General features: G+C 37.5%; 18 protein-coding genes. 13 read left to right on the plus strand and 5 right to left on the minus strand.

Features of this window, described 5'->3' with window-relative positions:
* Positions 1–269 precede the first annotated feature (269 nt).
* The 9 genes from CD001_RS12815 to glpK (CD001_RS12855) all read left to right on the plus strand — a co-directional run bounded on the left by CD001_RS12815 (position 270) and on the right by glpK (CD001_RS12855) (position 10,685).
* A complete protein-coding gene (locus CD001_RS12815) occupies positions 270–1,805 on the plus strand; it encodes a GNAT family N-acetyltransferase (RefSeq protein WP_096188087.1) in 1,536 nt (511 codons plus the stop codon).
* 213 nt (positions 1,806–2,018) lie between these two features.
* Complete coding sequence (locus tag CD001_RS12820; protein ID WP_096188088.1) at positions 2,019–2,963, plus strand: carbohydrate ABC transporter permease; 945 nt, start codon at positions 2,019–2,021, stop codon at positions 2,961–2,963.
* On the plus strand, positions 2,960–3,769 hold the full coding sequence (locus tag CD001_RS12825) for a carbohydrate ABC transporter permease (RefSeq protein WP_096188089.1): 810 nt from the start codon (positions 2,960–2,962) through the stop codon (positions 3,767–3,769). Before CD001_RS12820 ends, CD001_RS12825 begins: the two co-directional genes overlap by 4 nt.
* Before the next feature lie 20 nt (positions 3,770–3,789).
* A complete protein-coding gene (locus tag CD001_RS12830; protein WP_096188090.1) occupies positions 3,790–5,142 on the plus strand; it encodes an ABC transporter substrate-binding protein in 1,353 nt (450 codons plus the stop codon).
* A gap of 218 nt (positions 5,143–5,360) precedes the next feature.
* Positions 5,361–6,863 carry a glycerol kinase GlpK gene (gene glpK / locus CD001_RS12835; protein WP_096188091.1) on the plus strand — a complete coding sequence of 501 codons (1,503 nt, stop codon included), beginning with the start codon at positions 5,361–5,363 and terminating at the stop codon, positions 6,861–6,863.
* Positions 6,864–7,114: 251 nt separating this feature from the next.
* Complete coding sequence (locus tag CD001_RS12840) at positions 7,115–7,321, plus strand: aspartyl-phosphate phosphatase Spo0E family protein (RefSeq protein ID WP_179298733.1); 207 nt, start codon at positions 7,115–7,117, stop codon at positions 7,319–7,321.
* Positions 7,322–7,589: 268 nt separating this feature from the next.
* Positions 7,590–8,132 carry a glycerol-3-phosphate responsive antiterminator gene (locus tag CD001_RS12845; RefSeq protein WP_407081143.1) on the plus strand — a complete coding sequence of 181 codons (543 nt, stop codon included), beginning with the start codon at positions 7,590–7,592 and terminating at the stop codon, positions 8,130–8,132.
* A gap of 210 nt (positions 8,133–8,342) precedes the next feature.
* Positions 8,343–9,179: an MIP/aquaporin family protein gene (locus tag CD001_RS12850; RefSeq protein WP_096188094.1), complete on the plus strand. Its 837-nt coding sequence runs from the start codon at positions 8,343–8,345 to the stop codon at positions 9,177–9,179.
* A gap of 12 nt (positions 9,180–9,191) precedes the next feature.
* Positions 9,192–10,685 (plus strand): glycerol kinase GlpK, encoded by a 1,494-nt coding sequence (gene glpK, locus CD001_RS12855; RefSeq protein WP_096188095.1) that lies wholly within the window; start codon positions 9,192–9,194, stop codon positions 10,683–10,685.
* Positions 10,686–11,077: 392 nt separating this feature from the next.
* Here the strand turns inward: glpK (CD001_RS12855) and CD001_RS12860 are convergent, their stop codons facing one another.
* The 5 genes from CD001_RS12860 to CD001_RS12880 all read right to left on the minus strand — a co-directional run bounded on the left by CD001_RS12860 (position 11,078) and on the right by CD001_RS12880 (position 16,215).
* Complete coding sequence (locus CD001_RS12860; RefSeq protein ID WP_257009983.1) at positions 11,078–11,995, minus strand: DMT family transporter; 918 nt, start codon at positions 11,993–11,995, stop codon at positions 11,078–11,080.
* A 108-nt stretch (positions 11,996–12,103) separates the two neighbouring features.
* Entirely contained in the window at positions 12,104–12,808 is a 705-nt protein-coding gene (locus tag CD001_RS12865) for a P-II family nitrogen regulator (protein ID WP_096188097.1), read from the minus strand.
* Positions 12,798–13,535 carry a DUF1538 domain-containing protein gene (locus tag CD001_RS12870; RefSeq protein WP_096188098.1) on the minus strand — a complete coding sequence of 246 codons (738 nt, stop codon included), beginning with the start codon at positions 13,533–13,535 and terminating at the stop codon, positions 12,798–12,800. Before CD001_RS12870 ends, CD001_RS12865 begins: the two co-directional genes overlap by 11 nt.
* Entirely contained in the window at positions 13,532–14,224 is a 693-nt protein-coding gene (locus CD001_RS12875; protein WP_096188099.1) for a DUF1538 domain-containing protein, read from the minus strand. The genes CD001_RS12870 and CD001_RS12875 overlap by 4 nt, the downstream gene beginning before the upstream one ends.
* Positions 14,225–14,670: 446 nt before the next feature.
* Positions 14,671–16,215 (minus strand): peptide chain release factor 3, encoded by a 1,545-nt coding sequence (locus CD001_RS12880; RefSeq protein ID WP_096188100.1) that lies wholly within the window; start codon positions 16,213–16,215, stop codon positions 14,671–14,673.
* Between the two features lie 238 nt (positions 16,216–16,453).
* Between CD001_RS12880 and CD001_RS12885 the strand changes: the two genes are divergently transcribed.
* The 4 genes from CD001_RS12885 to CD001_RS12900 all read left to right on the plus strand — a co-directional run bounded on the left by CD001_RS12885 (position 16,454) and on the right by CD001_RS12900 (position 19,175).
* Positions 16,454–16,717: a hypothetical protein gene (locus tag CD001_RS12885; RefSeq protein ID WP_096188101.1), complete on the plus strand. Its 264-nt coding sequence runs from the start codon at positions 16,454–16,456 to the stop codon at positions 16,715–16,717.
* Positions 16,718–16,796: 79 nt separating this feature from the next.
* Positions 16,797–16,907 carry a YjcZ family sporulation protein gene (locus tag CD001_RS12890; protein WP_142303588.1) on the plus strand — a complete coding sequence of 37 codons (111 nt, stop codon included), beginning with the start codon at positions 16,797–16,799 and terminating at the stop codon, positions 16,905–16,907.
* A 199-nt stretch (positions 16,908–17,106) separates the two neighbouring features.
* Positions 17,107–18,531, plus strand: a complete 1,425-nt coding sequence (locus CD001_RS12895; RefSeq protein ID WP_096188103.1) for a SpoVR family protein — start codon at positions 17,107–17,109, stop codon at positions 18,529–18,531.
* Positions 18,532–18,800: 269 nt separating this feature from the next.
* Positions 18,801–19,175, plus strand: a complete 375-nt coding sequence (locus tag CD001_RS12900) for a VOC family protein (protein ID WP_096188104.1) — start codon at positions 18,801–18,803, stop codon at positions 19,173–19,175.
* Positions 19,176–19,326 lie beyond the last annotated feature (151 nt).

Consider the following 19,326-nt stretch of genomic DNA (forward strand, 5'->3'; position numbering starts at 1 on the left):
CTAAAGCCTTGCCCGTGGCAAAGAAGACACTACGAATATAAACGACGTGCAGCGCGAGTAGATGTCGCACTTGTGTTCAGGGGTGCAAGCAAGTGTTTTTTAAACAATCCCCTCCACACAATATAGATACCTCCTTTTTTACGAATAGTTAATTCAAGGATCTCATTTATTTATTCATACCTTTGGATTATAATTTGACTGTTGAGTATCATAGCTACAATGAAAGCAATTACTTTAGATCACAAGCATTTTATGAAGAGGGTGGAAAAATGAGTCAGCTTGATATGTCGAGGTATGAAAAAAAGATAATTATTCGCAACATCCGTGAAGATGATATAGATAAGATTATTGCATTAGGGAAAACTTGTTTCCCTAAGATGGACCCTTGGAAGAAGGAACAGTTAAAAAGTCACCTTGATATTTTTCCCGAGGGGCAATTTTGTGTTGAGCTAGAAGGAGAAATAATCGGATCTTGCTCAAGTTTGATCATTAATTTTGATGAATATGATGACCAACATACATGGGATGAGATTACTGATGAAGGTTATATTACAAATCACGATTCAGAGGGCTATAATTTATATGGTATTGAAATAGCTGTCGATCCTGAATATCGAAGAATGAAAGTCGGGAGAAGACTGTACGAAGCCCGGAAAGATTTAGCTAGACAGCTAAATTTAAAAAGTATTATTATTGGCGGGAGAATTCCGAATTATAATAAACATGCTAGCGAGATGACACCAAGACAATACGTTGAAGAAGTGATGAGACATAGTATTTATGACCCCGTTTTAACATTCCAAGTAATGAACGGATTTACACTAAAACGTGTGAATAAAAATTATTTAGATGACGACATGGCTTCGATGAAATATGCGACGTTGATGGAGTGGAATAATGTTGATTATCAGCCAACAACGAAGCGTCAATTTAAGACGTCTTTTCCAGTAAGAATTTGTGCGATTCAATATATGATGAAAAGCATCGATTCGTTTGAAGAATTTGCAAAGCAATGTGAGTATTATGCAGATGTTGGTGCAAGCTACCATTCTGATTTTGTTGTATTCCCGGAAATATTTACGACGCAGCTCCTATCATTTATTGAAGAAAAAAGTCCAAGTAAAGCGATTCGCCGATTAACTGAGTTTACAGAAGATTATATTAGTCTTTTTACTGAACTTGCGATCAAATACAATGTAAACATAATTGGTGGATCTCATTTCGTTGAAGAAGAGGGGAAAATTTTTAATATTGCTTATTTATTCCGACGAGACGGAACGATTGAAAAGCAATACAAACTTCACATCACACCGAACGAGCGTAAGTTTTGGGGGATTCAAGGCGGTGATAAAGTTGAAGTGTTTGACACGGACTGTGGTAAAATTGCGATCCAAATCTGTTACGATATACAGTTCCCAGAATTATCGAGGATTGCGACAGAAAAAGGCGCAAACATTATTTTTGCACCATTTTGTACCGATGAGCGCCAAGGATACTTACGCGTTCGATACTGTGCACAAGCACGCGCAATTGAAAATCAAGTGTATACGATGATTGCAGGAACAGTTGGTAATTTAACTCAAGTAGAAAATATGGATATTCAATATGCACAATCGGGTATTTTTACACCATCAGACTTTGAGTTTCCGCGTGATGGGATAGTTGGCGAGTGTAATCCGAACATTGAAACAGTCGTTGTTGGTGACGTTGACCTTGAAATTCTCCGTCGCATTCGTAAAAATGGCAGTGTTACTCAATGGAAAGACAGGAGAAAAGATTTATTTGAAATTAAATATGATTGTTAAAAAAATTGTAAAGCTGAAGCATAAATCAATAAATTCATAAATATATACAAAATAACTTGAATAGTTAATGAGATTAACGTTAACGAATCACATATAATGGGTTAGAGATGAAGAGAAAACCCCTTTGGACTATATACCTTTATTGCAGAATAGGTATGTGCAAAGGGAGTTTTCTCTTTTTTTACTTATGAGAGTGTAAAGGAGGTTAAAACAATGGCTGAAACTAAATTATCTGGTGATTTGAAAGCGGATACAAGTATTTTGAAACGGAAATCGAGAAAGAGAAAAGAATGGGAGAACCTAGCTGCTGGTTTATTATATTTGTTACCAGCATTGCTTATTGTCAGTGTATTCCTCTTTTACCCTATGATTCGAACACTTTATTATAGTTTTTTTGTTACAAATGCAAGTGGAATGACGTTAACATTTATAGGCTTAGAGAATTATCTTTCCTTATGGGAGTCCACTGCATTTCGAACGAGTATGAAAGCAACATTTCTTTTTGCATTATACACCGTTCCTACGACAATTATCATTTCACTTTTTTTAGCGATTATAGCGAACGAAAAAGTGAAAGGAGTTCCTATTTTTAGAGTCGTCTTTGCTTCTACACTCGGGGTGTCAGTCGCAGCAGGTGCAACAATATGGTTGTTGTTATTTCATCCGAGTCTAGGTGTATTTAACAATATTCTTCATGCAATTGGTCTTAGTGGGGTAGAATGGCTTACTTCCCCAAACGTAGCCTTAATCTCTGTAGCGGTTACGACGATTTGGATGAACATAGGTTTTAATTTCATCGTATTATTAGGCGGTCTTCAAAACATTTCTGGTGAATTATACGAAAGTGCAAAAATTGATGGAGCTGGTTATTGGACTCAGTTGTTTAAAATTACGATTCCGCTATTATCTCCGACATTATTTTTCGTAAGTGTCGTCACGATCATCAATTCTTTTCAAACATTTGGACAAATCGATATTTTGACCGGTGGAGGCCCAGCAAATAGTACGAACTTGATTGTTTATTCAATCTTCCGTGAAGCGTTTTATAATGGGTATTTCGGTTATGCAAGTGCACAAGCGATTGTATTATTTATCTTAGTGCTTATATTTACATTTATTCAATTTAAAGTCGGTGAAAAGAAGGTGCATTATCAATGATGAAAAAAGTGATTGTCTATTCCTTGTTAATTCTCTCGGCATTGGTTATCACTTTTCCTGTCCTTTATGCGATTTCAGCAAGCTTTATGACAACAGCAGAAATTAACAGAGGGGCTATGATTCCTTCAACCTTGTCATTTGACAATTACATTCGTGCATTTAACAGTGTTCCATTATTTCATTTTTTATTAAATAGTTTTATTGTGTCATTTACAGTCATGGTCGGACAATTGTTACTTTGCAGTTTAGCTGCGTTTGCAATTGTATTTATTCCGTTTAAAGGAAGAAACTTTATTTTCTTTTTATTTATTTCAACAATGCTTATACCGTGGGAAGCAACGATTATTCCAAACTATGTCACAGTCATGAACCTTGGATGGGTTAACACGTATCCAGGGTTAACGATCCCATTTTTTGCAATTGCTTTTGGAATCTTTTTATTACGACAGCATTTCTTGACGATTCCTAGAGAGCTTTATGAATCTGCCCAAATCGATGGCTGTACGAGATTCAGATTTTATCGTTCGTTCGTTTTACCTTTATCAAAACCGATGTTAAGTGCATTAGGGATTTACGGTTTTTTAACAACATGGAATATGTATTTGTGGCCATTGTTAGTAACAAATAACAACGATGTCCGAACCGTACAAATTGGACTGAAGATGATGGTTTCAGCCGAAACGGGAACTTCATGGAACGTCGTGATGGCAGGCGTCGTTATGGTTTTATTACCTACTTTGGTCCTTCTAGTACTAGGGTTAAACCAATTAAAGCGTGGTTTAACTGCTGGTGCTGTTAAGGGATAAATGGATAAGGGGGAAGGTAGATGTTAAGAAGGGGCGTTCGTCACAGTCAATTTCTAGTCGTAATGATGACCTTGTTCGTGTTAGCTGCTTGTGGAAGCGGAGAAAGTGAGGTGAATTATACAGAAGATGGAAAAGTCCATGTGAGCTTCTGGCATGCAATGGGCGGTGGACCTGGTGAAGCGATTGAGGAGATGGTTGATGATTTTAATCAATCTCAAGAAGATGTATTCGTCGAACCCGTTTATCAAGGTAGTTATGAGGAGCTGCTCAATCAGCTGCGTGCTGTAGGAGGAACAGCTGAAGCACCATCAATCGTTCAAGTATACGAAGTAGGGACAAAATTCATGAGCGAAAGTGGTTTTATTGAACCAGTACAAACGTTTATTGATGAACACAATGTTGATACTTCAAGTTTTGAGGAAAATATTATGGGTTACTATGAAATTGATGGGCAGTTGTATTCAATGCCTTTTAATACATCAAATGCTATTATGTTCTACAATAAAGATATGTTTGAGGAGGCAGGGCTAGATCCTGAAAGTCCACCACAAACGTTTAACGAAGTAAAAGAAGCAGCAGAACAATTAACGATTACTTCTGGTGGAAATACGGAAGTACATGGTTTCAGCATCTTGATTTATGGCTGGTTTTTTGAACAGCTGCTTGCAAATCAAGGGGCACTTTATTTAAATAATGATAATGGGCGTACTGGAGATGGATCGGAAGCATTAATAAATGATGAACCAGGAGTAAACGTGTTTGAATGGCTGAATGAAATGAATGAAGCTGGCACAATAGGGAATTATGGACGGCAATGGGATGATATCCGTTCCGCTTTTGCAGCTGAGCGTGTTGCGATGTACTTGGATTCAACGGCAGCAACTAGCGGGAATGTCAATTCTGCAGATTTTGAAGTCGGTACGGCTTACTTGCCGGTTCCGGATGGAATGGACCCTCAAGGCGTCATCGTCGGTGGCGGTTCATTATGGATGACGAATAGTGTTCCTGAAGAAGAGCAAAATGCTGCATTTGAATTTATCAAATATACGACGAAGCCTGAAGTTCAAGCGAAGTGGGCAGGAGCAACTGGTTACTTTCCGATCACAACAGAAGCTTATGATGAGGCTGAACTTCAAGAAATATATGAAGAATTCCCTCAATTTTTAACGAGTATAGAACAACTTCAAAACACGAGTTTGACACCAGCGACACAAGGGGCATTAATGGGGGTATTTCCTGAAGCTCGAAACATTGTAGAAAATGCCATTGAATCCCTTTATCAAGGAGGCGATCCACAACAATTATTAGATCAGGCTACCGAAGAAATAGAAAATGCAATTGAACAATATAATCGCATGCAAGGAGAAGAATAGAAAAAAATGAAGAGCTAGATTCACATAATAAGAAGTACCAGGTGCCTCCCATACATTGATGAAAAAGCACCAGTTATTTATTGTCGATGGCGGAGGTACCTAGTACTTATGAGTCAGCCTTTCGGGAGTCTGTCTATTGCAACTAGAAAGTTGTTCGTTTACGTGATGCGCATTATTGTCTTAAAATAGGTGTAGGCAGGGAAGGAGGAAGAAAAAGCATGAATGAAAAGAAGTATATTTTAGCTTTAGACCAAGGAACGACGAGTTCTCGAGCAATACTATTTAATCATGATGGGGAAATTATCGACATTGCACAAAAGGAATTTACCCAGATCTTCCCTAAACCTGGTTGGGTAGAGCATAATGCGAATGAAATTTGGTCTTCCATCTTAGCGGTCCTGGCAGAGGTTTTAAACAAAGCAGAGGTAAAGGCGAGTGAAGTTGCAGCGATCGGAATAACAAATCAGCGAGAAACGGCAGTTGTTTGGGATAAAGAGACTGGAAACCCTGTTTATCATGCAATCGTCTGGCAGTCTCGACAAACGGATGAGATTTGTGAAGATTTAAAAAGTAAAGGGTATAATAATACATTCCGTGAAAAAACCGGTTTATTAATTGATGCCTATTTTTCAGGAACAAAAGTAAAATGGATCCTCGATGAAGTGGATGGAGCTCGAGAAAAAGCTAAACAAGGAAAACTGTTATTTGGCACAATTGATACGTGGTTAATATGGAAGCTGACTGGAGGCAGTACACACGTAACTGATTATACAAATGCTTCACGGACATTAATGTACAATATTCACGAATTAAAATGGGATGAGGAACTATTGCAAATTCTTACGATCCCCGAGTCAATGCTACCTGAGGTTAAGTCATCATCAGAAATATATGGGAATACGATTGATTATCATTTTTTTGGTGAGGAAGTACCGATTGCAGGTGTAGCAGGAGATCAGCAAGCAGCATTATTTGGCCAGGCATGCTTTGAAAAAGGTACTGCCAAAAACACATATGGTACAGGCTGTTTTATGCTCATGAATACAGGTGAAGTCGCGGTAAAATCAGAGCATGGACTTTTGACGACGATAGCATGGGGAATAGACGGTAAAGTGGAATATGCTTTAGAGGGAAGTATATTTGTAGCAGGTTCTGCCATTCAATGGTTAAGGGATGGCTTACGTTTAATAAATTCAGCTTCTGAAACGGAAGATTATGCGAATCGAGTTGCTTCTACAGAAGGAGTCTATGTCGTTCCGGCATTTGTTGGATTAGGTACACCTTATTGGGATAGTGACGTTCGAGGCGCAGTTTTCGGTCTTACGCGCGGTACTGAAAAGGAACATTTTATTCGGGCTACATTAGAATCTCTTGCATACCAAACGAAAGATGTTGTTCATGCGATGGAAGCAGACTCAGACATAGAATTAAAGAGGCTTCGAGTAGACGGAGGGGCAGTTGCGAATCATTTTTTAATGCAGTTTCAAAGTGATATGTTAGGAGTGCAAGTGGAACGTCCTGTTATACAAGAAACGACAGCACTGGGAGCAGCATATTTAGCTGGTCTTGCAGTTGGATTTTGGAAAAACAAAGAAAAAATTGCAATGCAATGGAAGGTTGACCGTATATTTAATCCGGAAATTCTTGCTGAGAAAAGGGATGAACTTTATAAAGGCTGGAAAATGGCCATTGACGCTACTGCAAAGTTTAAAAAGGTGTGAATGGTGAATAAACAAAGACAATGCAAATACGATAAACATATAGGGAAGTAAATATTTTTTTGTGAAGCGTGTAATCGTACATGCTTTTCTTTTGTTTTTCACAAAATAATAAAATAAAATGGGTGATTAACTAGGTATATCAAAAAAAGTTTTGAGGAAATCCATGCAAAACTATTGATTTTTGTCATATTTTACATATAATAGTAATAGACTTTCATTCAGATTTAACTAGGAAGAAACGAGTGAGACTAATGGGGATCCATGCAATATTGAAAAAACAAATGGAAACGAAAAGGTCAATGATGATTGAAGCTGCTAAGAGGAAAGGTTTTACTTCTGATGAAACGGTACAATATAGTCAGGAGCTAGATCAGTTAATGAATCTGTACCGCCGTCTAACGGAGAAAAGAAGTCAACCTCAAACATACCAAAACGAATTAATTAGTTATATGAATTAAAGATGAACGAAACAAGCCGTCTCTAACTATCGCATTTGGCGATGGTTATATGAGACGGCTTTTCTAATCCAGTTTATAGACAACTGTATAACGTCAGCATTGCGTCATTAAGCACGAAAGCATAACGCTCTTAGGAAAGCATCATTCGCATACTGAAGCCGTCTTTGAGGTATGTTAATTGGGTATTTAATGGTTGATATGACTTGTTCGGGAACGCGTTTAATTGATATATTAATTACTATGTGTATAAAAACATTGAAAGGGAATGATAAATATTTTTAATTCCACAGTTCTTCCTGCGATTCGTGACTTAAGAGATTTAGAAAAAGTAGTTAAAACCGATTATGAATATATTGTCCTACTGAATACACATATTGGTCAGTTAAAATCCGTTGTGAAAATGCTGCATGATCATAAAAAGAAAGTTTTACTTCATGCTGATTTAGTACAAGGCTTAAAAAATGACGAATATGCTGCTCAATTTTTGTGTAGGACAATACATCCAGCAGGCTTGATTTCTACAAGGAAAAACGTGTTATTAACAGCTAAGAAGGCTAATTTAATCACGATACAACGGTTGTTTCTATTAGATTCAATCGCATTGGAATCCAGCTATAATATGATTGAGACAATTAAACCGAACTGTATTGAAGTTTTGCCAGGGATTATCCCACATATTATTTCAGAAATTAATGAAAAGGCTAACATTCCAATTATTGCTGGAGGGTTAATTCGGACCCAAGAGGAAGTTCAAGCAGCTGTAAAAGCTGGAGCATCTGCGATTACAACTTCAAACCGAATACTTTGGTAAAGAAGTTATTTTTCATAGTCACCAAGATTTAAAATAAATTAATACATGTTGACAGCGTTTTCAATTTGTGTTTGAATTTACTTAAGTTCATATTATTATTTTTCTATGGAGAGTATGGAGACCAATGGAATCTAACCTAGTCTATAAGTCTAGGTGAAATTCTGTTGGTCTTTTTTTTTCAACATTATATTTATGAGGGGGAAGCGGGAAATGTCACCATTTTTAGGAGAGTTAATTGGTACGATGTTGCTTATTATTTTTGGTGCTGGTGTTGTAGCTGGAGTTGCATTAAAAGACTCAAAAGCGGAGAAAGGAGGCTGGATTGTCGTTACCTTTGCATGGGGACTCGGCGTTGCCATGGCTGTTTATGCTGTTGGAGAAATAAGCGGAGCACATATAAACCCTGCAGTTACAATTGGGATGGCTTTAGTAGGTGAACATGCATGGAGTGAAGTACCGAGTTACATAATTGCCCAAATACTTGGTGCAATTATTGGGGCAACTCTTGTTTGGTTTCATTATTATGCACACTTTAATAGGACAAATGACAAAGGGGCAAAGCTTGGTGTCTTTGCGACTGACCCTGCTATTAAACACACACCGTCTAACTTTTTTAGTGAAGCACTAGGGACTTTTGTATTAGTATTAGGCTTGCTAGCGATTGGAGCGAATGAGTTTACTCAAGGTTTAAACCCGTTAATTGTCGGATTACTAATTGTAGTCATTGGTTTATCACTCGGTGGTACGACAGGTTATGCGATAAACCCTGCTCGAGATTTAGGACCAAGAATTGCCCATGCATTATTACCGATTAAAGGGAAGGGATCATCCAATTGGTCATATTCTTGGATCCCAATTGCTGGTCCGATTATTGGAGGAGGCTTAGGTGCTCTTTTTTATGCAGCGGCATTTGAAGGGATCCTTTATCAATCACTTTGGTTTTTCTTAGCTGCATTTTTTATTGTTTTATTTATTTCGCGTTATATGGATAAACAGGATGTTGAAGTGCCACGTAGCGGCGTGACTCAAAATACAAAACAAGCATAGGAGGAGAAAAGGATGAAAAAATACATTTTATCACTAGACCAAGGGACGACAAGTTCAAGAGCGATACTATTTAATCATGATGGAGAAATTGTCGATGTTGCTCAGAAGGAAATTACACAACATTTTCCTGAGCCTGGATGGGTTGAGCATAACCCAAATGAGATTTGGTCATCTATTTTGGCGGTTATTGCAGAGGTGCTAAACAAAGCAGAAGTAAATGCAAACGAAATAGCTTCAATAGGAATTACAAACCAGCGTGAAACAACGGTCGTTTGGGATCAAGAATCTGGGAAACCAGTATATAACGCAATTGTTTGGCAGTCTAGACAAACAGACTCTATATGTGAGGAACTTCGTAACAATGGATTAAATGACATATTCCGTAATAAAACAGGATTACTGATCGACCCCTATTTTTCAGGTACGAAAGTAAAATGGATTTTAGACAAAGTAGAAGGAGCAAGAGAGAAAGCTGAATCTGGGAAACTTCTATTTGGTACGATCGATACTTGGTTAATTTGGAAATTGTCAGGCGGTAAAGTACATGTCACAGATTATACAAATGCTTCCCGTACGCTAATGTTTAATATTTACGATTTAACATGGGATGATGAATTGTTAGAGATATTAACTGTTCCAAAGGAAATGCTTCCGGAAGTACGTCCCTCTTCAGAGGTTTACAGTACAACAATCGATTATCACTTTTTTGGGGAAGAAGTCCCGATCGCTGGTGCTGCTGGAGACCAACAGGCAGCTTTGTTCGGTCAGGCATGTTATGAGAAAGGAATGGCTAAAAATACGTACGGTACTGGCTGCTTTATGCTTATGAATACAGGGGAAGATGCAGTCAAATCTGAGCATGGTTTATTAACGACTATCGCTTGGGGAATAGATGGAAAGATTGAATATGCTCTTGAGGGAAGTATCTTTATTGCAGGTTCCGCGATTCAATGGCTAAGAGACGGTTTACGTTTAATTAAAACAGCATCAGAAACAGAAAAGTATGCCGATAGCATTTCTTCAACAGAGGGAGTATACGTCGTTCCTGCTTTTGTTGGACTCGGTACCCCGTATTGGGATAGTGATGTCCGCGGTGCTGTATTTGGGTTAACAAGAGGAACACAAAAGGAACATTTTGTTCGAGCAACACTTGAATCTCTTGCTTATCAAACGAAAGATGTCGTTCAAGCGATGGAAGCTGATTCAAAGATTAAGTTAAAAAAGCTTCGTGTAGATGGGGGAGCGGTTGCTAATAATTTCTTAATGAAGTTTCAAAGTGATTTACTTAATGTTTCAGTTGAGCGTCCAGTTATACAGGAAACGACAGCACTTGGTGCAGCCTACCTATCTGGGCTTGCTGTAGGTTTTTGGGAAGATAAAAGTGTCATTGCTCAACAGTGGAAGATTGACAATACATTTACACCGAGCATGGAAGATAGTGAGCGGAAGGAGCTTTATAAAGGTTGGCAGACGGCAATAAAAGCAGCGTCAACATTTAAGAGATAATTTAAAGGACAAAATATTTTATTGATTACTCGTTAGTCTATCTTTGGATTGTAGGAAAGACTACAACGCTTTATATAAAAAGGATCTGTCATTTTGTAAAAGTTGTTGCAGTCTTTCTTAAAAGATAAGAATTTATAAAATTTCAATCTCTCGATTGTTGTCTAGACTTCAGGCACGAGCGTTAACTACACGAGTAGGCTACGAGTTGTCTCGACGGATCTAGCTTCAAAGTGATACTAGAAGAGGAAGAGACAGCAGTTTTCGGCTCGAGGTCGCTTCGCCCCGCCATTTGAAGTCTAAGTTCGGACTTCTTTATGTCGGGACTCCAGCGCTTTTCGCCGATAGACGGGCGCCTTGCGCTTTTCTTATACTATCTATCACTTCTTTTTATTTTATTTCGCTTTGCTTAACACATGTGCTCCTTTACGAACCGATTTAGGCACTCTCGTAGATAAATAGACGCCAACAAGAACGATCATTCCTCCGAAAAGCTGGTGCTGCGTAAATGATTCATTTAAAAATAAGATCGATAAGATGGTTGTGAACACAGGTACTAAATTAAAAAAGATAGATGCTTTCGCAGGGCCAACTTCACGGACACCGCGGTACCAAGCGAGTAAAGCTAAAGCGGACGGGAAGATTCCAATATAAATAATACCTACGATTACTTGCCAGCTTCTGAGGTTAGGAAAACCAACGGTGAACCATTCAATGATGGAGATCGGCAACAAAATGATACAGCCAATAATCATTGTCATCACAAGGCCAGCTATAATAGGAAACTTGTGACTGTGCTGCTTTATAATAATTGAATAAATCGCCCAGAAGATGATTCCAACCAACATGATTATGTCACCAATATTAAAAGATAACGACAACAAAGTCTCCAAAGAGCCTCTTGTTATAATCCACAGAATGCCACCAAAAGAAAGAACAATGCCAAAAGATTGCCCTTTTGTTAATGTTTCCTTTAATAATATAAACCCTAAAATCGCAGCGACAGCAGGCGTTAACGCATCAACGATTGCTGCATTTATCGAGCTCGTATAATTAACGGACAAATAAAGACATCCGTTAAAGAGGACGATACCTGTAATTGAGAGTCCGATAAGTGGTTTCCACTCTTTCTTCCATAATGGGTGGTTTAAAACGATTGTTTTATAGCAAAATGGAAGTAAAAATAACGTTGCAGATATAAAGCGGAATAAAGCTAATGTAAAAGGCGGAACCGTTCCTTCAAGTGCTTTACCTACGATAAAATTTCCTGAAAAAAATAATATTGCCGCTGTGATAATGAGGTATGGATGCATTTTCAACCTATCACCTCCAACGTAGTTGAGTATAACATGCAGAGAGTATATCTCAAGAAAAAATAGCGAAGAGTTTAATTCCCCGCTATTGAGTATCGGTCACATTTACTATTTTGTATCTTCATTCATTAGGTGGTGAATGCCAACGGTTTGTTCAACGGGTAGGACAAAAGCGATACCTCTACCTGGTTCATTTATATTAACATGTTCTTCAAGTGCTTCGAGAACATTATTTGTTAATGATTTTTTTATTAATGTTAAAACAATATCCTTCTCAGGTTCAATGTGTATAGAAAGAAGCTTTGCTTTTTCATGTATTCCACTACCGCGACCGTTTATAACTGTACCACCTTCAGATCCTCCTTTTTTGGATGCATTGATTACTTTTCCAGCGTCACCTTTATTGACAATTGTAATAATTAGGTCAAACCCACGATGTTTAAGGTCATCTGTCACCATATGTAAATCCTCCTTTGAGTCTTCCTCTTGCTTTCTGTGGGCAATTCCAAATGTTCTTTTAACATCTATAATAAATCCAATACCTTTCCCCGGCCGATTTAGTTCTGCTGCATCAATTACACGATCTAAAGTATCAGGTAATAGATCTTGATGAACGAGGTTTATAATTAATTCCTTTTCATAGATTGCATCTATGCCAAATATTTTTTCTCTTTCATGAATACCAATTCCTGACCCGATCATAATTGTGCCGCCACTAACACCGGCATTTTTTGCGGCCTTCATCACTTTTTTTGCTTTTCCCTTTTTTACGATCGTAACTAACAACTTTTGCTCTAATCGTTTAGGAATCATTTTCTACCCGCTCCTTATATGTGAATATTATTCCTAAAATTAGTACTGATAAAATGGGAGTAAGGGCAACGAGTGCAATCATTCCAAACCCATCCATTAAAGGATCACGACCTTCGATTACGGAGGCTAAACCTACAGCAATAGCCATAATAAAAGTGACAGTCATTGGCCCTGTAGCTACACCGCCTGCATCAAAGGCAATAGAGATAAATCTATCTTTTGAAATAAATAACAGAATAATTGCAATGGCATAGCCAGGTATAATAAAATACCATAATGGAATCCCTACTAATATTCTAATCATTGATAAAGAAATTGATACAGCTACACCAATAGACAACGTAATTAACATTACAGTACTAGAAATTGAACCAGCCGTTACCTTTTCAACTTCATGATTTAATATCCTTACTGCTGGTTCAGCAAATGTAGCCACAAATCCGAAGAGGAATCCTAGGAGAGGCAATAGTATAATTGTATTTTCCCTTTCTCCAAGAAGATTTCCAATTTCAGTTCCAGCCGGATAGAACCCAACTTCAACACCTTGTAAAAAAAGTGCGAGTCCAGCAAAAGTAAAAAGTAAACCAATTATGATATTTTTTATTTTTTCCTTGTTTAATTTAAGGAAGAAAAACTGAAAAATAACGAAAAAGATAAGTAAAGGAAGAATAGCCATTGTAACTTCTAGGAGAACATGATCAAAACCGTGAAATAGCTCCATAATCACCCGTAAATCACCCCTAGTATCATGACCGATAAAATTGGACCGATTGAAGCGAGTGCTACAAGTCCAAACCCATCATTTGTAGATGACTTTCCTCTTAAGACGGATGAAACACCTACCCCTAGTGCAAGGATAAAAGGAACAGTCATAGGTCCAGTTGTTACCCCACCAGCGTCAAAGGATATCGGAATGAAATTACTTGGAGTAAAAAGAGCAAGTATAAAAACGAATCCGTATCCAATACAAAGTATATACTTTAATGGTATACCTAACAATGTTCTTGCCATTGCCATAGCAACAAATATACCTACCCCTAGAGCAACAGCATAAACGAGGATAGTATTTGAGATTTCACCGCTAGACACTTCATCGACTTGAAAGGCAAGAACTCGAACATCCGGCTCAGCCAGAGTGACTACGACACCTAAAATAAAACCGACTCCAATAATGAGCAATGGCTTTTTAGTTTTTGGTAAAGTTGAGCCAATCAATTCACCAATTGGTAGTAATCCTATATGTACTCCAACTAAAAAAAGAAACAACCCTAAACCAACCATGATGACTCCAGCTAAAAATTGAATGAATGTATCAGTGGGCATACCAATAATTGTAAATTGTAATATGATAATAACCACTGACATTGGAAGAATGGCAAACGTAACTTCTTTTAATTGCTCTAATATATTTTTCATTTTCTGCACCCCTCTCAACAAAATTAGAATCATTCTTTACCCGTGAGACTTTTACATTAAACGTTTGCCTTTACAATTATTTTATCAAAAAATGGTAAGACAAGTTACAATAAACGTTTTTTAAGGTATAATAATAAAAAAGGAAAGCGGTGATAGATTGGCCATCTTCTACCTTTGTAAACAATGTAATGGCGTTGGGAAGGTTGACAGGAAGATTTGGTTTGTGACGATGAAGGTGTCGTGCCGCTTTTGTGAAGGAACCGGAAAAAAGAAATATAAAAAGGATCGAATTGGTTAGCTTACTCCTGCGTTGATGAACAGCAGGGGCTTTTTATTCTTTATTTTAGGCACTTAAATTTCGGAAAACAGAAATTGTAGGTGAAAAAACGACCTTTATGATGGAGGTCGTTTTTCAGAGTCTATTGGTCTGTAAAGGTAATTCAACGTTATTCTAACAGGTCCCATCCCGTGGATAATTCAATGTCTGGATTGCGGTCTTGGAACATACGAAGAGCAAAATCATTTTCAAATAAAAGGACGGATCTTCCGTGTTGATCTTTGACGAGCATTTTTCGACTATCGGTCATTTTATCTGTAACGTCGCCTTTCGTCACCCAGCGAGCTAACTCATGTGTCATATGTTGAAATTCAATGTCAGAGTTATATTCGTTTTTCATACGGTATTCAAATACTTGAAATTGAAGCTCTCCAACGGCACCGATAATATAATCCTCAAAATAAGGCGTTTTATACAACTGAATTGTACCTTCTTGAACGAGCTGAGACATCCCTTTATGAAATTGTTTATGCTTTAATGCATTTTTTGCAGTAACTTTAGCAAATTTTTCAGGAGGGAACTGAGGCATTTCTTCATAAACAATTCGTTCATTACCAGTCACTAATGTATCACCGACTTCAAAGTTGCCTGAATCGTATATACCGATAATATCACCTGGCATTGCTGTATCAACAGTTTCACGATCTGAGGCGAAAAATGAGTGTGATTGGCTCAGCTTCATCTTTTTGCCAGTTCGAGAAAGGGTGATTTCCATCCCTCTTTCAAATTTTCCAGAACATACTCGTAAAAATGCAATCCGGTCACGGTGATTCGGATTCATATTTGCTTGGATTTTAAAGATGAATCCGGTAAATGTATGACTTTCCGGATCGATATATTCACCAGATGCCTTACGCGGCTTAGGCTCTGCTGCTAGCTTAACAAATTGATCTAAAAACGATTGGACACCGAAGCTTGAAAGTGCACTCCCAAAAAAGACAGGGGTTAATGTACCATTTTGGACTTTATCCATTGTAAATTCATTCCCAGCTTCTTCAAGAAGCATAATATCTTCTTCTAGTTTTTCTTTTTCATAGCTTTCCAATACTTGTTGTTCATTGTATGGAACAATCTCACGTTCATGAGAATCATTGTATATTTCAATCTTTTCATCTGGAATACTGTATATCCCTTTTAACGTTTTCCCCATACCGATCGGCCAATTCATCGGGTACGTTTCCATTTCAAGAACGTCTTCGATTTCAGAAAGAAGGTCAAGTGGTTCTTTCCCTTCACGGTCTAGCTTATTAATAAAGGTCAAAATAGGAATTCCGCGCATACGACAAACTTTAAAGAGCTTTAACGTTTGAGCTTCAATCCCTTTTGTACTGTCGATAACCATTACAGCCGTATCCACTGCTGTGAGTGTCCGGTATGTGTCCTCACTAAAGTCTTGGTGACCAGGGGTATCTAATATATTAATTTGAACATCATCATAAATAAGCTGCATAACACTAGAAGTAACCGAGATTCCACGTTGCTTCTCTATTTCCATCCAGTCAGATGTCGCAAATTTTCCTGATTTTTTCCCTTTAACAGTTCCCGCACTCCGAATTCCGCCTCCTAGCAGTAACAGCTTTTCAGTTAATGTTGTTTTTCCGGCGTCAGGGTGGGAGATAATTGCAAACGTACGTCTTGGCGTTTCATTAGACATGTGCATAATCCTTTCTATTCAAGTTCATGGCTCCAATATTCAATTATAAACAAAATGAGTGCAATAATCACTGGAAAATAAAAATTTCCTTTTTGTAGGACTAAATTTCATAAATCGAGGTTTGTGGAATAAGGATTCTTTCGGAAAATAACGTTAAATATATTCGTGTTCCTTTTAAATTAAATGTATAGAGGGTATAAATACAAGAAACGTTATAAGTTTATTAGGAGTGATCATATTGTTTTCATCAAGTCGGTCATGGTATCTACTTGTAACATCGATTTTCTTAGTCGTATCAATCGTTACCGCATATTCAGTCATGACAAATGAAGATCGAAATTGGAGCTTCCCTACTCATGTTTTTGTAATTGGTTTATTTTTTTCTGTTGGAGCTTTTTTCGTTTGGAGAAAAGGGAAAGAAAGTTATCCATATGCGTACTTATTATTGTTATGTGCGATGTATGCCTTTGTGCTCGTGTTGTTTACAATGATTCGTATGTGAATTTAAGGCATTAGCCCACTCATTATTAGGGCATTTGCATATGATGAAAATGACCAAATGGAAAAGGGGGCTGACATACATGTCTCATAAAGCAGATCCTTGTCCGACTCCAGAATATGGAGACTCTTTCGTATTAATCTTAGTGCTCTTCATCTTGCTAGTCATTATTGGAGCAGCGTACTTGTACTAAAATTAGAAGCAGCCTGTATCATTAGGCTGCTTTTAATATTGGTTAACTTCGTGTAAGAAAGAGGACGCTCACCTTACAATAGACACTAATCCAATGAAATGAATTATAGAGGGAGAAGGAGAAATAATGATTTCTGTTTTCATCAATTTTTAATTCTATTCATACAATGATGTAACACAATGATAGAGGGGGTGAACCGATGGAGAAGGAGGACCAACAAGTCATTAAGGCGATCGATGAAATTACTGAAATTGCAGAAGGATTTGGGCTTGATTTTTATCCGATGCGCTATGAAATCTGCCCAGCTGATATCATTTATACGTTTGGTGCTTATGGGATGCCAACAAGATTCTCACATTGGAGTTTTGGGAAACAATTTCATAAAATGAAATTACAATATGACTTAGGCTTAAGTAAAATTTATGAGCTTGTCATAAATTCAAATCCTTGCTATGCATTTTTACTTGATACGAATTCTTTAATTCAAAACAAACTAATTATTGCCCACGTCTTGGCACATTGTGACTTCTTCAAAAACAATGTCCGTTTCTCAAATACGAGGCGAGACATGGTCGAGAGTATGACAGCAACTGCAGAAAGAATCGCACATTATGAACTGATTCATGGAAAAGAAGATGTAGAAAGATTTTTAGATGCTGTCTTAGCTGTTCAAGAACATATTGACCCTAGCCTTGTCAGACCTAAGCTAAGCTGGACGAAAGAAGATGTTTATTTTGATGAAGAAGAAGATCAAAAAGCAAATGCTGATTATGATGATTTGTGGTCACTTGATGATTCTGAAAACAAAGAGAAAAAAATGAAGCTGACGAAAAAGAAAAAGAAACTTCCACCGCAGCCGGAAAAAGACTTGCTATTGTTTATAGAAGAATATAGTCGAGAACTTGAAGACTGGCAGAGAGACATTCTAACAATGATGAGAGAAGAGATGCTTTATTTTTGGCCGCAGCTTGAAACGAAAATAATGAATGAAGGCTGGGCATCCTTTTGGCACCAACGGATTATTCGGGAAATGGATTTAACAACAGATGAATCTGTAGAGTTTGCAAAGTTAAATGCAGGCGTGATTCAGCCGTCAACAACGCAAATAAACCCATATTATTTAGGACTTAAAGTTTTTGAAGATATTGAAGAACGGTATAATAACCCGACTGACGAAATGAAAGAGAAGCAAGGAGTGAAACCTAATAGCGGTAGGGAAAAGATATTTGAAGTGCGTGAAATTGAATCTGATATATCGTTTATTCGTAACTACTTAACAAAAGATCTCGTTCTGAGAGAGGATATGTATTTATTTCAGAAAAAAGGCAGAGATTACAAAATTGTTGATAAAGAATGGGAACACGTAAGAGATCAGCTTATTAGCAGTCGTGTCAATGGAGGTTTTCCATATATCGTTGTAAAAGATGGAGATCATTTAAAAAATGGAGAGTTGTATTTGTCTCATGAATATGAGGATATCGAGCTTGATACACAGTATTTAGAGAAAACATTGCCTTATATTTATCAACTATGGGGACGCCCAGTGCATTTGGAAACCGTGCTCGCAGACCGGAAAATCGTTTTTACGTATGATGGCAGAAAGATTCATAAACGGTATGTATAATTTCGATAAACAAGTGTCTCAAAAGCCGTAAACGAGAAAAGCGAGCTGGAATTTTACTAAACATTTCCTAGCTCGTTTTTTCTATGCGATTTATATATCATTATGTGCTCGAAAGAGTTTTTCCCTGCATCGCTTTTATTACTGGAGCGATGTATAAGTTTATCGAATTGAAAATGATAATTTAAATGTTATTTTATTAATGTTAAATCTTTCATATGATCATAATAGAACGAAACTATTTTTTCATAATGTTTGAAGGAGGAAAAACGATGTCTTTTTTATTTAAGGGAATCGATCATGTCCTATTAGCTGCTCCCCGGGGCTCAGAAGCTGCAGCGAAGAAATTTTATTCAGAAGTGTTAGGTTTTACTGAAATAGAAAAACCTGATGTTTTAAAGAAAAAGGGAGGAGTTTGGTTTCAATTTAGCCATTATCAAGTACATATAGGGATTGAAGAGCCATTTACTTCCGCGAAGAAAGCCCACCCTGCTTTTGAAGTTGAAAATATTGAAGCGTTAAAGGATCACTTAAGTCAGCATAAGGTCGTATATGACGTAGATGAAAATTTGCCCGGCGCAAAGAGGATATATATTCATGATCCGTTCGGGAATAGAATTGAAATACTGGAATGGCAAAATCATTAATCTGAGATAAAATGGCAAATTAAAATTGACCTGAATCCGTGATAATCGTGTTGATATGCCATCCATCTACTCGCTTTCCGCGGGCGAACCGCGAGCCTCCTCAAAATCCACTTCGTTTCGTTCTGCGGGGTCTCGCCAGGCTCGCTTTTCC

It is taken from the genome of Evansella halocellulosilytica, from assembly GCF_002335745.1.
GTDB classification, from domain to species: domain Bacteria; phylum Bacillota; class Bacilli; order Bacillales; family Salisediminibacteriaceae; genus Bacillus_CA; species Bacillus_CA halocellulosilytica.

What these genes read in the sequence shown, in the direction of transcription:
- CD001_RS12830 (WP_096188090.1), top strand. Translation starts at nt 3,790, where the DNA reads ATGTTAAGAAGGGGCGTTCGTCACAGTCAATTTCTAGTCGTAATGATG.
- CD001_RS12850 (WP_096188094.1), top strand. Translation starts at nt 8,343, where the DNA reads ATGTCACCATTTTTAGGAGAGTTAATTGGTACGATGTTGCTTATTATT.
- CD001_RS12875 (WP_096188099.1), bottom strand. Translation starts at nt 14,224, where the DNA reads ATGAAAAATATATTAGAGCAATTAAAAGAAGTTACGTTTGCCATTCTT.
- CD001_RS12860 (WP_257009983.1), bottom strand. Translation starts at nt 11,995, where the DNA reads ATGCATCCATACCTCATTATCACAGCGGCAATATTATTTTTTTCAGGA.
- glpK (WP_096188095.1), top strand. Translation starts at nt 9,192, where the DNA reads ATGAAAAAATACATTTTATCACTAGACCAAGGGACGACAAGTTCAAGA.
- CD001_RS12900 (WP_096188104.1), top strand. Translation starts at nt 18,801, where the DNA reads ATGTCTTTTTTATTTAAGGGAATCGATCATGTCCTATTAGCTGCTCCC.
- CD001_RS12825 (WP_096188089.1), top strand. Translation starts at nt 2,960, where the DNA reads ATGATGAAAAAAGTGATTGTCTATTCCTTGTTAATTCTCTCGGCATTG.
- glpK (WP_096188091.1), top strand. Translation starts at nt 5,361, where the DNA reads ATGAATGAAAAGAAGTATATTTTAGCTTTAGACCAAGGAACGACGAGT.
- CD001_RS12895 (WP_096188103.1), top strand. Translation starts at nt 17,107, where the DNA reads ATGGAGAAGGAGGACCAACAAGTCATTAAGGCGATCGATGAAATTACT.
- CD001_RS12820 (WP_096188088.1), top strand. Translation starts at nt 2,019, where the DNA reads ATGGCTGAAACTAAATTATCTGGTGATTTGAAAGCGGATACAAGTATT.
- CD001_RS12840 (WP_179298733.1), top strand. Translation starts at nt 7,115, where the DNA reads ATGGGGATCCATGCAATATTGAAAAAACAAATGGAAACGAAAAGGTCA.
- CD001_RS12880 (WP_096188100.1), bottom strand. Translation starts at nt 16,215, where the DNA reads ATGTCTAATGAAACGCCAAGACGTACGTTTGCAATTATCTCCCACCCT.
- CD001_RS12865 (WP_096188097.1), bottom strand. Translation starts at nt 12,808, where the DNA reads ATGATTCCTAAACGATTAGAGCAAAAGTTGTTAGTTACGATCGTAAAA.
- CD001_RS12815 (WP_096188087.1), top strand. Translation starts at nt 270, where the DNA reads ATGAGTCAGCTTGATATGTCGAGGTATGAAAAAAAGATAATTATTCGC.
- CD001_RS12890 (WP_142303588.1), top strand. Translation starts at nt 16,797, where the DNA reads ATGTCTCATAAAGCAGATCCTTGTCCGACTCCAGAATATGGAGACTCT.